The organism is Enterovibrio norvegicus DSM 15893 (genome assembly GCF_900115495.1).
Classification (GTDB): domain Bacteria; phylum Pseudomonadota; class Gammaproteobacteria; order Enterobacterales; family Vibrionaceae; genus Enterovibrio; species Enterovibrio norvegicus.
Window position 1 is genome coordinate 1 of the sequence record NZ_FOWR01000054.1, and the last position, 15435, is coordinate 15435.

Sequence of the window (15435 nt, forward strand, 5' to 3'; positions counted from 1 at the left end):
ATCGTGGCGCAATCACTGGGAAAACCTTAATACGTTATTCAATTATCCTGATGATATTCGCAAAGCGATATACACCACCAATGCGATTGAATCGCTCAACAGCGTTATCCGTAGGGCTATCAAAAAGCGAAAAGTATTCCCAAGTGATGATGCGGCAAGGAAGATGGTTTACCTGGCCATCAAGGACGCCAGCAAGAAATGGACGATGCCGATTCGAAACTGGCGTCAGGCGATGAGTCGATTTATTATCGAGTTCGGGGAATGCCTCGAAAAGCATATTAACTAAATGGCAGTTACACAGAATCTGTTACAGGCTCAGCCGACACTTTATTCGGGTATTGAACAAGCCCGACGCCTATTTATTCAGTAAATTGCTCGGATGAGCAGATGAAGGAACCACCCCGTCACTTTTGTCAGGACGAGCGTCGCCATAGTTTTAGTTATCCCAACATAACAGTTTAGAGTGCCAACTCTAACTGACTTCTGTCCAAAAGTAACTTAGGCCAGTTACCCGCCTATTGAACATTCTCATTCAATAGGCAATCCCCAAACACCCGACTCATCTCGCTCTCTTCCCAATACACCCTCATCAACACCCTTTCAAACAAACCCTCTAGCTCCCTACTCCACACGCTACCACTCACCTGCGAAATCCCCGTCTGCCGCAAATGCTTTCGAACATCATCCGCCTTAAGCGTCACACGCCCGTTCCCCCGCACTTCGGGCACTGACAGCTCTTTTTTGCCTGGGCTTTTGCGTATGCCTCTAACCGCTGTCGTTCGTCAGCGATCCATTGTTTGCGCTTCTCTATCACTGCAACCAGCTGCTCGGCCACGTTGCTATGTTTCGAAACGTTTCTCGACGGCCAAAGACGCACGTTGGTTCGCGACAACATCAAGAAAGCCATTCGCGAACTCAAGTAGGGTTTGCTTTTGGGTGCCAATACGTTTTTTGTCCAGCAGCGCTTTGTTAGCTTCGTTTAATGGGACCAGCGCCCGGCCTTGTGTTTTGATTAGAGCCAGTTACATCATCAATCATCCCAATGATCACGCTCATCGTCTTTGCGCATGTCAGAGCCTAACCACAACAAGTAAGCGGTGATGACAATGAATACCCATACTGCAACGCCCATGTATTCCCCGTTCATACGTACCTCACTCTATCGACCGCTGAAGTTATGACGGTCATGCTCTAGTCATTGCTGACAGACAGCCTTCGTTGGCAAGAGCATGTGAACCCCAAAGCAAACACCTTGGCGCTCGGCCAATTTACACTGCGCCTTCGCGCATGCTTTGTTGGCAATACCGTCCTTTTTCCATTTTCGAACCTGAATCGCGGTAAGGCCTGCGGCTTTAACCATCATGCGAACAATGTCATCCGTTTTGAGTGAGGTACGCGCTTTCATGTGACGCAAATAACTGTCGTATCCATGTTGAGACAACTCGTGAGACATCGCGTTGATTTCCAGGTGTAATGGCGCATAGCGATTACCTCCAGTGATTCGCAAATACTTGGCGTTCCTGTTTGGATTGTGAGGTGTCTTTGATAGCGAATGTGCTGACATTGGCGCGAGTTGAACGGCATTAGACGGCAAAACTTGTGTGAACTGAGGTTCGCTTACGTCAAAGACGGTCATCTGCTCGTCAGCGTTAATAAAAGCGGAGGCAGAACCAGACTCGCGTCCCCGCTCTGGCTCGCCAACCCGCTCATTAGCATGTCCTTAGGGGAGATCATTGAGCAATGCTGCGCTTCTGGTGTGGTCAGTCGTTACCTTCTCCATTTATCGACCAAGTATGCGTCCACAAAGAAAGGTGGCTATTCACCCAGAAATCGCTGTAGTTTTGGAGGGAAAGTTTTGGAGGGATTTTGGAGAAAGCCTTTTGAGCAAGTGGGCGGGAATATCTACCAACAATCCAAAAGTGACAATCTTCGACCTGCATATACAGAAAAACATGAGAGAAAAACCAAATTTTAACTTAGGCACCATTCATATAATTCAGTTAGATAAGAGCACTAACCTCTCTTTAAAAACGAAAAAACGCCGACAGATGCCAGCGCCTTTTAGAATCAACATTAAAGTGGGCTATTTACTTCGCAATATTGAAGAAAGCACCATCTTTACAGGTAAAGGTATAATATTTCTCACGTTCTAGGTATTTTTCAAAGCCTTTCCCTTCGCAGTAGGTTGCGTTCAGATCGGTTGAGATGTTTAGGCGATTATCGACAACGCGTTGATCGGGGTTAGGCATGGATTCTGCCGTTTCTAGGGATGAACAGCTCGCCATGACGACAACGGAGAACAGCGATATAAGTAGTTTTTTCATTGTTGTGCTCGCTTTTTAATAATTGGTTTTAAAATGCTGTTTGCTTAGTCATTCGATAGAACAGAGCATTATAGAACGTAATTGGAGCCATCGTTACAAGACAGCTTAATCTCTTCATCTTTCGTGGATACGAAATCTCGGATCCCCATGCTTGAGCAGTAAACACGGTCAAGCTCTACGATCTTATCCAACGAGATGTCGCCACGAATAATGTACGAACTGCCGCTGTGACACATGACGCGTAGCCCATCAACAGTATTGGAAAAGGCCTTTGCGCTGTCACTTTGACAAAGTTTAATGGCGGCTTCAATTCGCTCATCCATAGGATCTGGCGCGGATGAACACGCGGCAAGCAAAGAAACCAGCCCGATGGTAACCATTGGCTTAATCATTCAAATGTATCCATGTTTTGGTTAAGGGTTACAACAGTTTCAAACTTTACACCCACTACGTTAGCACAAGCTAAACCTATGATGTATACCCAATCAGCCAATGCAAGGTCACTTTTTAGACACTTAGTTTTGTGCGACGCGTAATTTTAGAGAAAGGCAGAGAGATTACTCTTCAATCTATCGGGGTGAGAGGCAGCGGTGACAGGTGTGACGCCATAGTCGTGGATCACTTTGAGAACCCAAGCTGATGTGGTCATTCCCATTGCATTCGCTTGTTCTTGCAGTTGTTCGACGAGCATGCAGTTTAAGAGGTTATCGTACATTTCGGGCAGTTCATCGGCAGAGTCTTCAAATGCACCATCAAGTAATGGGCTATATCCGATGATCTCAGGCCTTACATCAAGATGTTTCAACACACCAAAGAGATGCTCACTCATCACAACCTGCGGTGAAAAGTTCGCGGTGATATTTGGGGAAAGTAAGGAATAGCGGTATTGGGCGTGTGACACAGGGGCGAGGTTGTTTTCATTGATCACGTTCATTAATTCAAGAACGCGTGGCTCATGGTAATTAGAAATCCCCAAGCGCTTAACAATGCCCTGCTCAACCAAGGTTGAAAGTGTTTTCCATGTGTCGACTAGCGGTGTATGTAAATCATCCACATGCGCATACAACACGTCCACATGATCGGTTTGCAGGCGCGTTAGGCTTTCATCTATGGATCTCAGTATGTTGTCTGGCGCTAACCCATCCAGTTGATCGTAAGTAAACCCATCGACAGATTGCGCGCCGATTTTGGTCATGACCTCGATGCTGGCTCTGTTCTGCTCTGCAATCCACTCTCCGAGAATGGCTTCGCTTTCTCCTCCTTTTCCATCTGGGTGCCAGCAGGCGTAATTGTTCGCGGTATCAATGCGATTCCCTCCCAATGCGATGAACTGGTTTAGCACGTCAAAGCTATGGGCTTTGTCTGTGTAGGTGCCAAATTTCGCGGTGCCTAAAATCACTGGGAGCATGAATTCACCTATCTCTGTCTGTGTAACCAAGCGAACATGCCCGCGCGCGCTGACAATGTTGCATTATTGTTAATTCATTGGTTAACCATAGTCAGGCTGGGTATGTACAACAATGATCCTGATTCGTATTCATAAAAACCTCAGTCTTTTAGCCGTGCAAGATCACACATTTTTTCTCAGAGAGACGCAATTCAGTGTCACTGACTCATGACGTTTTCATGTCCTTTTGGCGTGTTGATATGCATACACGCGGCATTATTTTAGACATTACTCATGTAAACCTGAGAAAAGCATCAGGTTTCAGTTTCATCAAATTTTGAACTGAATGTGTCAGAATATTTCCAAATACAATATGCATCTTGATCAATATGTGTGTCGTCATTTCGATTCTTGTTTTTGAATCGTATATTCGCGTTATTTTGGAAGAAATATCATCCCAACGGCTTCAACTACCACAAATGCCCACAAATAAAAGAATGATAAACCGATGATAAATTAATGAATGCCATTGATGTAAACGTAACCAATTGACCGCACATCTTGTAGGTGTTTCGTCTGTGAGAGAAATTTTTTCCGTTCAAATGGCATCATGACTCTGCAGTGCGGCAAGCGCTTTCTTCGCTTTAGCAAATCTTGCCGGACACGCAATCACAGTAATGTCTGTGTATTTATACGATCTGAAACCTATAAGAATACGGAAGATAAAATGGCCAATATTATTCAAGGCACAAATGGGAATGACACGCTGATCGGCACCCCGGGTGCGGACGAAATTTATGGGTATGGCGGCGACGACTTTATTCGCGCTGACGGCGACACCGATTTTGTTGATGGTGGTGCGGGTAATGACACCGTTATCGGTGGCGACAATGATGATGAAGTTCGTGGTGGCACGGGTGACGACTGGGTACGAGGTGGCTTTGGTAACGACTTCCTCTACGGCGATGACGGCGATGATCGTGTGGAAGGTGGCCTTGGCGTTGATTTCCTTTACGGTGGCAATGGTGATGACCGTCTATTCGGTAACGAAGGTGATGACACCCTTTTCGGTGGCGCGGGCGTAGATCGTCTGCTTGGCGGTGATGGTAACGATACCCTTCATGGCGGCGCTGACAACGATGTATTGTTTGGCAATGATGGCAACGACACATTGAACGGCGACAAAGGCAATGATGTGCTGTGGGGTGATGCAGGTAACGACACCCTGAACGGCGGCGACGGTGATGATGCCCTGCGTGGTGGCACAGGTGCCGATATTCTTAATGGCGGCGCCGGTAACGACACGGCATTTGGCCAAGAGGACGACGACAGAATCTTCGGCAACGACGGTGATGATGAGTTGTTTGGTCAAGCAGGTGACGATTACATTGATGGTGGCGAAGGCAATGATGTCATCAACGGTAACGACGGTGATGACACCCTATACGGCTACAACGGTAACGACACCATTTATGGCGAGACTGGCGATGACGTCGTCTTCGCAGGTCAAGGTAACGACTTTATCCACGGTAACGAAGGCGATGATTACATCAACGCTGGTTTAGGCAACGATGAAGTGCACGGCGGTCTCGGTAACGATGAGATCTACGGACGTGATAACGATGATGACGTTTATGGCGGTGCCGGTAATGATTACTTGAGCGGTGGCTTGGGTAACGACTTCGTGAATGGCGGTTCGGGTAACGATACCATTTTGGGTGAAGAAGGCGATGACCGACTGATTGGCCTTGAAGGCAATGACAAAATCTATGGCGGTTTGGGTAACGATTACATCGATGGCCACACGGGTGACGATCTGCTTTACGGCTGGTCAGGTAACGACTTTATTCGCGCAGGCTTGGGTAACGACAAGGTATGGGGCGAAGCCGGTAACGATAAGATCTTTGGCCACGACGGTCTAGATCGCATTGATGGCGGTGGCGGTAATGACTTTATCGACGGTGGCATGGGCCGTGACATCTTAACCGGTGGCGGTGGTTCAGATATCTTCTTCTTCAACAACAGCAGCGAAAACGACATCATTCTCGATTTCCAACAGAATCTGGATACTATTCAAATTCAGAAAACGTTGGCGACCAAGCTGGGTGACATCAACATTCGTCAGTCTGGTGAAGATACGATCATGACGTTCGATAACGCGAACACCAAGATTGTTTTGGATAAGTTTACGGCGTCTGATCTTGATTCAAGCATGTTTGATTTCGTTTAATCAACCTGCGACTTCGTGCTCTCTCATAACGGTATATTGATTTATTGATTTATTGATTTATTGATTTATTGATTTATTGATATATGAATATATTGAGGCAGCAAAGAGGCATAAAAAAAACGGAGGCTTTTGCCTCCGTTTTTGTGTCTGCTGATACCGTTAGTGTCTGTTCAGTAGCCCGTTGCTTCCATAAAGCCCACACCGGAATGCGAACCTTCAAATTCAATCGGCCCCTCCCAGTAAGGGAACATGAAAGGCAGCCAATTGTCATGATTCAGAGGCTCTGTGGTCAAAGCGATGTCTTCACTGGCTACGGACACCTGCCATTGTGTTGGAACGTAACGCCCCTCGCCCATCTTCGAAAACGATGTCGGCATCATAGTGATCTCTTCTGATGCCAGCGTACGCGATATACCGTCTTCACTAATTAACGCACCAAATCGATGTGGCCCAGCCTCACTGCGCACTTGCGCCAACATCAATGAGCGACCGTCATTGAGCTGCAGAGAAAACCAATCCCAGCCTCTCTGATCATCGCTAAGGGCTTTTGTGCTCCATTCTCTGTCCATCCAACCAAGGCCGGACACTTCGATGGTTTGACCATCAATGGTGAGCGTACCCGACATCTCGATGCGAGGAACACTGAAATAATACGAAGCGACGCTTTGAGTGGCATGCTTTTGGCTGTAGCCTTCTTCACCTTGCAGGATTTCGGGCTTCTTGGACGTCATATTCAGGTCAATGCCCACGTTCTGATGCTCAGCTTTCAGCATGGCTGGAAACGGTAAATCCCCTTTTGAAGACCAACTCCAATTATCAATCCACGCTTCAAAAGGTGACAGCGTCACACCAGCTTGGCCAATCCCAGACCGAGCAAAGCGCTCTGCGTAATACGTTTCGTTAGCAGACGTCACGACAAAGTGTGCCATGTAGATATGGTTGTCGTTCCAGCCTTCTTTTCTCTCTGGCGACATGGCGCTTCGAAACAAGGTCCACTGCACACCGTATTGCTGGCCATTCTTATCCGATAGGTTCGCAGTGATGTACCACCACTCCTGACGAAAACGGTCGTGAACGCCATAGTCATCAGGAAACACCAATGCTTTGTCTGGCGTAACTTGGTCAAAGCCTTCGTCACTGCTTGCCAATAACATTTCAACCGCACCGCGTTCAGGCTCTGAGTGATGAAACAGGACAGAGCCAAACAACGCGACAAAACACAACAGCGTGATCGCACTCCAACCAATGATCTTGACCATCGCCGAGGTTGGTTTATCTGAACGAAGCATTATTGTGCATCCCTCAAAGACAAAACGGCAGAACGTTTAATCAAGCGCCACACAGGCCAGCACCCTGCCAATAAGAGAGTGAGCAACGAGCCACCAAGCGTAATGAGATAGCTCATCGGGAAATAGGACACCGACATCGTCCAGCCAAAAGAGTATTTCAGTACAATGTTGATCAACACTTCAGCAATCATCAAACCCAGCGGCAAGGCAAACAAGGCTGAGAACAAGCCAATCATCATCAACTGCCCGCCCCCCAGAAATGCCAACTCTCGGCCTGAAATGCCCATATAACGAAGCAACGCATACTGACGCTGACGCGATAACTCAGTCGCTAAGGTCGAGAAAAACAGCCCACATATTGCAATAATCAGCGTAAGCGTACACAAGGTATCCGTCACCAAGAAGGTGCGATCAAAGATCCGCATGGCACGGTCTAAAATATCGGCCTGATTACTCACTTGCGTTTCTTGCAGGCCAAATTGATCACGAAGTCGCGACACCAATTGTTCGTCATTCATACCCTCTTCTAACAAGGCAGCCACACCAACACGGCCCTGCTCTTGCATCCAAGGTATTAAATCAGAACGATTCGAAATCATGACCTGACTATACGGGTTCCCATAGTCGAAATAGACACCCGCGACTTTCCACGAAGCGCCAAATGGCTCGGGTAAATTGATGGTTTCACCCGGCTGTAAATCAAATTTGAGCGCCAGCGACTCGCTAATCAACATGTTGTTATCGCGGTGCAGATAGCTCCAGTAATCCGGCATGGTCACTTTCAGTGCGAGTGCTTCACGCTCTTCACGGCTTGTGCCGATGGTATAAACCTCAATGGTGCCCTGCGCGGTCTCTATGTCATTGCGCCATTGCACCAAACTTTGTTGAACACCCTCTTGCTCTTCTAGCCAAGAAGAGAGATCAGCAGCAATTTCTTTATCCGGCTGAATATAAATATCAGCGGCTAAGCGTTGTTGCAGCCATCCTTCCGTTGTGGTTCTAAAACTGCCGACCATGGTTTCCATGCCGATGTTCGTCGCGATGGCCATCATAAATGCCATTGCGGCGATGCCACGGTAGGTCAAGCTGGCTGATGCATCAGACAAGAACCAACGCATACGGGCGGACTTCACACGGTCTGATACCAATAGAAAAGCTTTCCACATCATGAACGGCAACAGTAAACCACCACCGATCAAAATGAGCGCAATCAAGGTGAAGCCTTGGGTCTGGCTTTGTGGTGCGATGTAAACCAGCACAGCGACAACCAAGAAGATCGAGGCGACTAAGGCTTGCCAACTGAACTCACGTCCCGAAAAGCGAACCAAGGACATGCGTTTAGACAAACGCGCAGGCGGTGTAGTCAGTAATCGGTAAAGCGGCCAACCAGAAGCAAGGACAAAACCACACACGCCAAGTAAGAAACTATAAAGCCCCCACTCCCATTGCCACTGCAGTGTTAGGTCAACGTTCGCGCCGTAGAGGTCGCTCAAGGTCGTCGCGACTGTTGGCATCAGCTTTTGCGCAAGCAATAGGCCAGTGACATTGCCCCCGACTAACCCCAGCAAAAGCCATATCAGCATTTCGATAGAAACAACCACGGCCAATGATTTACGGCCTACGCCCAATTCACGCATGATACCTACAAGTGGCTGGCGCTGTGCCATAGACAAAGAAATCGCTTGGTAGAAAATGAACAAGCCAACAACGAACGCCAGCATGCCCATCGCAAATAAGTTTAAGTGGAACGCGCGAGTAAGCGGCCCGAGTTGCGCAGTTTCCGTACGTGACAACGTCACTGTAGAAGGCAAGATGCTGCGTAATGTTTCTCGATCTTCTTTGCTCATTTCGCCGCAGTAGACAAGCGCAAAGCCATCGTGGTCAGACAAACCACGAATGACCGACATATCGCCAAACAAGCGCGTACCTGCACCAATACGTGAGCCATCAAGTAGCTTCAATGGACCAATCTGTTGACCGCCTTCTAACGAAAGCATTTGTCCTTCTCGCCAACCAAAGTGGTTTGCAAGTTCAGCACTGACCCATTGCGTGCCATAGCCATCAACGAAAGGCCTTTCTTCTTGATACTGAGAAGTCGGGTTTGCCGCATTAAAGGCGAACATTGCCACCGTATCGACACCCATCAATTGAATATCGCGGCCATCGGCAGTGCGCGTGCGGAACAGATCAATAGGCACACACTGGTTGTAGCCGCTACGACGCATCGAAATGTACGTTGATTCGTCAATGCGTGCGCCGCGTTCACGGTGGTGAAGCACATAGGGAAAAGGATTGGTGAAAAGGTTTGCACCTTTTTGGTAGCTGTCTTGTGCGTGTTGGTTGATCGACATAACGCCAACTAGAAGCGCAACACCTAAGGTTAGGCCAAGCCAAACCAGCAATACTTGAAACGGATGTCGGCGATAGTGACCGAAAAGGGCTTTAGCGACGGGCACGGACATTCAGTACGCCCCCTTGTAGCGATACACAGTGGCCTAAGTAATCCGCCACTTTTTCACTGTGCGTGACCACCAGCAATGAACAGTCCAAGGCAGTGGTGAGCGTGGTCAACAGGCGCATTACTGCGTCTGCATTGCGTTCATCAAGGCTACCCGTCGGCTCATCAGCCAATAAAATTTTAGGCTCCATGTAGAGTGCACGTGCAATGGCAGCACGCTGCTGTTGCCCGCCAGAAATCTCTTCAGGGTATCGACCTAACAATGGCATAAGATCTAACGCAGACATGATTTGTCGCCAGAGGCTTTCGTCTTCATAAAGCCCTTTGAGCTGGCGGCAAAAACGGATGTTATCGGCAACGGTCAGTGTTGGAAGGAGATTAAATTGTTGGAACACCATGCCAATGGAATGGCGACGAAAACGCGTGCGCTCGCGCTCTGGTAATGCATGAAGTGCCGTACCGTCGACCCAGATTTCTCCGGAATCAGGGTTGTCAAGACCACCAATTAGGTTCAGCAAGGTACTTTTGCCTGAACCACTCTCGCCCATCAAGGCAACTTGGTCACTTTTTGTTAATGTTAGTTCTGCACCTTGCAAGACAGGGTGAAACTCTCCCCCGTCGACGTAACCTTTGCAAAGCCCCATCAGTTCTAACATCATTTCCCCTCTCAAGATTACACACATTCGCCAATTCAGTTCGTCTTCCTCGGCTGGTGAAGCAATTTACAGCAATATTGAACGCCAAGAAAGATATTTGAATAAAGCGCACATTTTTACAGGGCTCGAATTAAAAATTGACGTAATCTTTACGTAAGCCACTGACTATAAGACTAGGTGAAAGCGTAATTTGTCTCGACGAATTTGTCTTAATATTAACACTGAGTGTATGCTTTTCTGGCTCAAATCCGATATGTAGCAGGAAGTTCTAATAAGGTATGCCATTATCTCCCATCAATGCATCACTTTCCTTGGATTTATATACAATCGCTTTAATATTCATCAACAAACGAAATTCGATTCGCAAATCATCTCTACGCAAACAACCGACAAATGCAGGCATAACAAACACGCAGTTGATTGCTTGGGTATAGATGTGGATCAGTCACAGGCGGCATAGCATGGAACTTAAAAAAATATTGGTGATTGGGGCGACCGGCTATGTCGGTAGCCATCTTGTCCCGCGATTGCTCAGCATGGGATTCCATGTCACCGCCACAGGACGTTCACTGTCGAAGCTCCAGAAACAACCCTGGCATGCCCATCCACATGTCGAACTCACCACACTGAACCTTAAAGACGAAGGTAATTTACAATCCCTCCTTCATGACATTTCTACTGTGTTCTACCTTGTGCATGGCATGGCATCGGGCAATGACTTTTACCAATACGAGCTCGATATCGCTCATCATATCTCTCGCGAACTCAATAAAAGTGAGGTGTCGCGGGTGATTTACCTCGGTGCGACGCAGCCTGAAGGTGAAGAGTCTTTGCACCTTTCCGCAAGAAAAGCGACAGGAAACATCTTGCGAGAATCGGGTAAGCAAGTGATCGAAGTACGTGCGGGGATCATTGTCGGTTCAGGATCGGCGGCTTTTGAAGTGATGCGCGACATCGTCATGAACATTCCCGTGATCACCACGCCGGCATCCGTCACTTCAAAATCCTGCCCTGTTGCGCTCGACACCATGCTGGAGTATTTATCCCGGCTCATTTCACATCCCATTGAAGGCTCCCCTGTTTTTGATGCTATTGGACCAGAAGCCATCAGTTATGAAGGACAAATGCGCCGTTTTGCTCGTGTTATTAACAAGCGCATTTGGATCATCAAAATGCCTTGGCTGACACCGCGCATTTCAGCGGCATGGCTGTCGCTTGTTACTTCGGTACCAAAGCCCATTGCACGGGCGTTAATTCAAGGGCTCAACCATGACTTGATCCCCGCAAACCGGAGCACATCGGGAGCCTCTCCACTGTCTGACATCATGCCATTGCCTGATATTTCTTTTGAGCACGCGGTTGAATCCGCGCTTGCACAAGAAAGCGATGTCGTTAAAAACGACATCTGGGGCTATGACCCTGATGCATTGGCGCGTTGGCACAAAAGCTATGGTTACTACCCCAAAAAAGCCGGATATAACGTCGACACGGATGCGTCTATTGAATCGCTGTGGGCCATGATTCAAAAGGTCGGCGGCGAAGAAGGCTATTTCTTTGGCAATGCGCTTTGGACAACCCGCGCTTACATGGACGCAGCCATTGGCGGTGATGCGCTGAAAAAACGACGCCCAAACAGCGAAACCTTGTCGGTAGGTGATTACATCGACAGTTGGAAAGTCATTCAATGTGAAGACAACCGCTTCCTTTCACTCTTGTTCGGCATGAAAGCGCCCGGATTGGGTCGTCTAGAGTTTTCCATTGAGGATCACGGTGATTATCGAACGCTGGAAATTTGTGCGTGGTGGCACCCTGCGGGGTTTAGAGGGCTACTTTATTGGTTTGCCATGATGCCTGCGCACCTCTTTATCTTCCGCGGAATGGCTTTTGCGCTCGCAAAAAAAAGTGGCGCGAAAGACATTCGTCCTTCACGCCACTCATAAATGCAGAGGTTTTTCGTTAACTGGCAGGCTTTAAGCTTTCAGGCAACACCACCAAGCTTGTTGCACGATTGTGTGGCCAGATTTTGTATTCGCCATGGTATTTCACAATGGATTTGTAATCTGTCACTTTCGTCACCAACAAACCATGTGAAAGCAGCAGTTCAACAAAACCCGCTTCTTGACCACGCACATACAAGCTCAACGATTTGGTCAATTCACCCGCTTCGTTAAAGCTGGCAGCCAATGCTTTGGCACACACAGCGAAAGAAGATTGACCCTCAGACAGCACACGCACTTTGCGCGTAATTTCATGCTCGGTGTGTACCATCCAATCAGCGTCTTCCAGTGACGTCACAAGCGCATCAAATTGCTCACGCGTGATGGCAGCATGTTCGTCGCCGACGGGGAATTGATGGTGATAAACAGCGGAAATATGCGCCATTCGGCTCTTAATGTGGGCATTTTTGCCCATACTGCGGCCTTGTTGAACCCATTCCGTCATGTTTGGCGTCACTGAGGGATTGAAGCGCTGCTTCTTGCCCGCCTGTGCAACCCAACGACAAAGAAACGATTCTTCGCTGTTTGGGTTCGCTTGCACTTTCCCATTGTTTTTCGCGTCTTGCAGTTCTGTCATCGCCGTATCGACGAGCAATTTAATATCTTCTACGTAGCTCATGTTCTTACTTTTTCGCTAAGCCCCAATAAAAGAGGGCGGAGAGAATGGCACATCCAGTCATTGCGCCTGTCATAGGCCATGCTGAGTGCACCGGAATGGCCGCGACTATACCACCAACTAAGGTGCCAGTACCAAACCTCATTGTACCTGCCAATGATGATGTAGTGCCCGCCAGCTCTGGATATGCGCTTAACACACACGCCATCGCGTTACTGCCAACAATAGAAATGGTACCGATGAAGAACATCACAGGGATCACCGTTCCCCAAAGCCCCAAATCAAGGAACTGCGCCACCATCAAAGCGATACCTGCACACAATTGGATCAGCAGACCAATTTTCAACATGTTCTCGCTACCCACGCGACGAACAAATTTGCCATTGATAGACGTCATGACGATCAAGCAGACGACGTTTAAGCCAAACAAGTAACCGAAATTTTCTGTGCTTACCCCGTAGTAATCGATATAAACAAACGAACCCGCCGTCAGGAACGAGAACATTCCTGCGAATGAAAAACCAGATGCAAAGATGTAACCCACTGCGGAGCGAGAACGCAGGATCTTGAGGTAGTTACGTAATGTGGAACCGATTCTCAACGGTGGACGTTTTTCCATCGCCAGCGTTTCAGGAATCAAAGCAATAATCAGTATGAAGACCAGCACAGCGAAACCCGCTAGCAACCAGAAGATAGAGCGCCAACCGAACCAAACGGCCAAATAACCGCCCATCATTGGCGCCGCAAGCGGTGCCACCGTCATAACAAGGGTGATGAACGACATGGTTCGCGCAAATTCTTCACGATCAAACATATCGCGAACCAAAGCTTGAATAACCACTGCAGCCGCAGCACCACAGAAACCTTGCGCAGCACGTACATAGGTCAGCGTTTCAATGTCATTCGCCAATGCACTGACGATGGCACCCACGAAGAATAAAGCAACACCGCCAATCAACACAGGTCTACGACCATAGCTGTCAGAGATAGGCCCATGGATGAGCTGACCAATCGCAAAGCCCGCGGTGTATGCCGCCAGTGTGCGCTGCACTTGCCCTGGGGTCGCCATCAAATCACGGGCGATTTCTGGCATGGCGGGCAAGTACATATCAATGGCGAGCGGCGTGAGGGCTGCAATCGCACCCAACACGAGTATCAAAAGAAACGTCAGCTGTTGCGCTGGCGGATTAATCGCATTTGTTGTCATGTAGGCCTTAGAAAAGAAATAAGTAAAAGAGAACACAGGCAAGCGCTGTTGGCGAGAAAAGCCAGACCACTGCATTCGTCACATAATAGCACTATGATTGTTTCTCTTGAGGAAATGATGACTTTCTTATTTAACGAGAGAAAGCAGAATAATCGTCAATAAAATCAATATATCTCCGCCATTAGGCATCGTTTGTACAAAAGACAATCACACCACTCAATCATTCTTATCAAGAATGATGAGGAGGAGGTGCATTGAATCTCAGTGTCCAAACAACCTGAAGCTGCAAGATCGAGGCTATCGAGGCTATCGAGGCTATCGAAGCTATCGCGGCTATCGCAGAACGGCACCACGATCAAAAAGCGCCACAAATGGGATCATCTGTAGCGCTTTTTTCAACACCAGTGCGGCAGTGTCTAATCGCAATGCTCAATGGTGATGCTTAAACTTGATGTAGCGGGCCAACATCGCCGCTATACAGAGTTAAGCACGCGTGCTCACTTTGATGGCATAAACTGCGCGACTTCGTCTGCTGTCAGTAAACGATACTCACCAGGCTCAAGCGCTTCATCTAACACAAGCGCGCCCACGGTTTCACGGTGTAAGCCCACGACTCTATTACCCACAGCGGCAAACATGCGTTTTACTTGGTGGTACTTACCTTCATGGATAGTCAGCAGCACTTCTTTTTCGCCAACGACCGTCATTTGTGCGGGTAAGGTTTCTGCGTCTTCACCGCGCAACATAACGCCCTCAGCAAATTGTTCTGCAACGTCGTCCTCGATCGGATCGTCCAACCAAACTCGGTAAGTCTTGTCGCATTTGTGTTTGGGCGATGTCACACGGTGCGACCATTGACCATCATCAGTCAGAAGCAGTAGGCCTGTTGTGTCGCAGTCTAAACGACCTGCAATGTGTAGTTTTTCTGCGTTCACTTCTTCGAGTAAAACAAAAACAGTAGGATTGCTCGCGTCTTCATGTGAACACACATACCCTTCAGGCTTGTTCATCATGAAATAGCGTGGCCCTGACAATTTCAACGCCGCACCATCAAATTCAACGTCTGCATCTTCAGCAATTTTGATGGCACCACTTTTAACGATGTTTCCGTCAAGCGTGATACGTTTTTCTTTGAGGAGTCGTGCTGCTTGGGTTCGGGTTACACCCACAGTTTCACAAAGAAATTTGTCTAGCCTAATCATGATTTTTATAGTCCGCTTTGTACTCGAAAGGCGCATTATAGGAAGTCACCAGCAAAGGTACAGTGAAAA

Annotated in this window: 13 protein-coding genes; 3 read left to right on the forward strand and 10 right to left on the reverse strand. The window is 48.1% G+C overall.

Features of this window, described 5'->3' with window-relative positions; translation table 11 throughout:
* Positions 1 to 286: transposase (locus BM082_RS22240; protein ID WP_139218812.1), on the forward strand; the 286-nt coding region annotated here is incomplete at its 5' end.
* A 909-nt stretch (positions 287 to 1195) separates the two neighbouring features.
* On the opposite strand, the gene BM082_RS25380 is transcribed toward BM082_RS22240, so the two are convergent.
* The 4 genes from BM082_RS25380 to BM082_RS22275 all read right to left on the reverse strand — a co-directional run bounded on the left by BM082_RS25380 (position 1196) and on the right by BM082_RS22275 (position 3732).
* A complete protein-coding gene (locus tag BM082_RS25380; protein WP_244276074.1) occupies positions 1196 to 1636 on the reverse strand; it encodes a hypothetical protein in 441 nt (146 codons plus the stop codon).
* Between the two features lie 451 nt (positions 1637 to 2087).
* Positions 2088 to 2324, reverse strand: a complete 237-nt coding sequence (locus BM082_RS22265; protein ID WP_074928683.1) for a putative periplasmic lipoprotein — start codon at positions 2322 to 2324, stop codon at positions 2088 to 2090.
* Between the two features lie 68 nt (positions 2325 to 2392).
* Positions 2393 to 2716: a hypothetical protein gene (locus BM082_RS22270; protein WP_017009735.1), complete on the reverse strand. Its 324-nt coding sequence runs from the start codon at positions 2714 to 2716 to the stop codon at positions 2393 to 2395.
* A 146-nt stretch (positions 2717 to 2862) separates the two neighbouring features.
* Positions 2863 to 3732: an aldo/keto reductase gene (locus BM082_RS22275; RefSeq protein WP_017009734.1), complete on the reverse strand. Its 870-nt coding sequence runs from the start codon at positions 3730 to 3732 to the stop codon at positions 2863 to 2865.
* A gap of 706 nt (positions 3733 to 4438) precedes the next feature.
* Here BM082_RS22275 and BM082_RS22280 point away from each other — a divergent pair.
* Positions 4439 to 5941, forward strand: coding sequence for a calcium-binding protein (locus BM082_RS22280; RefSeq protein ID WP_017009733.1), 1503 nt, complete (start codon positions 4439 to 4441; stop codon positions 5939 to 5941).
* Between the two features lie 170 nt (positions 5942 to 6111).
* Here the strand turns inward: BM082_RS22280 and BM082_RS22285 are convergent, their stop codons facing one another.
* Genes BM082_RS22285 through BM082_RS22295 form a run of 3 tightly spaced genes read right to left on the reverse strand, consistent with a single transcriptional unit; the run spans position 6112 to position 10344 of the window.
* On the reverse strand, positions 6112 to 7230 hold the full coding sequence (locus BM082_RS22285; protein WP_017009732.1) for a lipocalin-like domain-containing protein: 1119 nt from the start codon (positions 7228 to 7230) through the stop codon (positions 6112 to 6114).
* A complete protein-coding gene (locus BM082_RS22290) occupies positions 7230 to 9692 on the reverse strand; it encodes an ABC transporter permease (RefSeq protein WP_017009731.1) in 2463 nt (820 codons plus the stop codon). The genes BM082_RS22285 and BM082_RS22290 overlap by 1 nt, the downstream gene beginning before the upstream one ends.
* Positions 9673 to 10344 carry an ABC transporter ATP-binding protein gene (locus BM082_RS22295; RefSeq protein WP_026024565.1) on the reverse strand — a complete coding sequence of 224 codons (672 nt, stop codon included), beginning with the start codon at positions 10342 to 10344 and terminating at the stop codon, positions 9673 to 9675. Before BM082_RS22295 ends, BM082_RS22290 begins: the two co-directional genes overlap by 20 nt.
* A gap of 461 nt (positions 10345 to 10805) precedes the next feature.
* Between BM082_RS22295 and BM082_RS22300 the strand changes: the two genes are divergently transcribed.
* Entirely contained in the window at positions 10806 to 12284 is a 1479-nt protein-coding gene (locus BM082_RS22300) for a DUF2867 domain-containing protein (protein ID WP_017009729.1), read from the forward strand.
* Between the two features lie 16 nt (positions 12285 to 12300).
* On the opposite strand, the gene BM082_RS22305 is transcribed toward BM082_RS22300, so the two are convergent.
* From BM082_RS22305 to rsuA, 3 genes are all read right to left on the reverse strand, one after another.
* Positions 12301 to 12960, reverse strand: a complete 660-nt coding sequence (locus tag BM082_RS22305) for a DUF2913 family protein (RefSeq protein WP_017009728.1) — start codon at positions 12958 to 12960, stop codon at positions 12301 to 12303.
* Positions 12961 to 12964: 4 nt separating this feature from the next.
* Positions 12965 to 14164 carry a Bcr/CflA family multidrug efflux MFS transporter gene (locus BM082_RS22310; protein ID WP_017013497.1) on the reverse strand — a complete coding sequence of 400 codons (1200 nt, stop codon included), beginning with the start codon at positions 14162 to 14164 and terminating at the stop codon, positions 12965 to 12967.
* Between the two features lie 497 nt (positions 14165 to 14661).
* A complete protein-coding gene (rsuA, locus tag BM082_RS22315; RefSeq protein ID WP_026024564.1) occupies positions 14662 to 15363 on the reverse strand; it encodes a 16S rRNA pseudouridine(516) synthase RsuA in 702 nt (233 codons plus the stop codon).
* Positions 15364 to 15435: the final 72 nt, after the last annotated feature.

Bases quoted from the DNA above. Each gene is read 5' to 3' on its own strand.
- BM082_RS25380 (WP_244276074.1), bottom strand. From the start codon at position 1,636: ATGACCGTCTTTGACGTAAGCGAACCTCAGTTCACACAAGTTTTGCCG.
- BM082_RS22265 (WP_074928683.1), bottom strand. From the start codon at position 2,324: ATGAAAAAACTACTTATATCGCTGTTCTCCGTTGTCGTCATGGCGAGC.
- BM082_RS22270 (WP_017009735.1), bottom strand. From the start codon at position 2,716: ATGATTAAGCCAATGGTTACCATCGGGCTGGTTTCTTTGCTTGCCGCG.
- BM082_RS22275 (WP_017009734.1), bottom strand. From the start codon at position 3,732: ATGCTCCCAGTGATTTTAGGCACCGCGAAATTTGGCACCTACACAGAC.
- BM082_RS22280 (WP_017009733.1), top strand. From the start codon at position 4,439: ATGGCCAATATTATTCAAGGCACAAATGGGAATGACACGCTGATCGGC.
- BM082_RS22285 (WP_017009732.1), bottom strand. From the start codon at position 7,230: ATGCTTCGTTCAGATAAACCAACCTCGGCGATGGTCAAGATCATTGGT.
- BM082_RS22290 (WP_017009731.1), bottom strand. From the start codon at position 9,692: ATGTCCGTGCCCGTCGCTAAAGCCCTTTTCGGTCACTATCGCCGACAT.
- BM082_RS22295 (WP_026024565.1), bottom strand. From the start codon at position 10,344: ATGTTAGAACTGATGGGGCTTTGCAAAGGTTACGTCGACGGGGGAGAG.
- BM082_RS22300 (WP_017009729.1), top strand. From the start codon at position 10,806: ATGGAACTTAAAAAAATATTGGTGATTGGGGCGACCGGCTATGTCGGT.
- BM082_RS22305 (WP_017009728.1), bottom strand. From the start codon at position 12,960: ATGAGCTACGTAGAAGATATTAAATTGCTCGTCGATACGGCGATGACA.
- BM082_RS22310 (WP_017013497.1), bottom strand. From the start codon at position 14,164: ATGACAACAAATGCGATTAATCCGCCAGCGCAACAGCTGACGTTTCTT.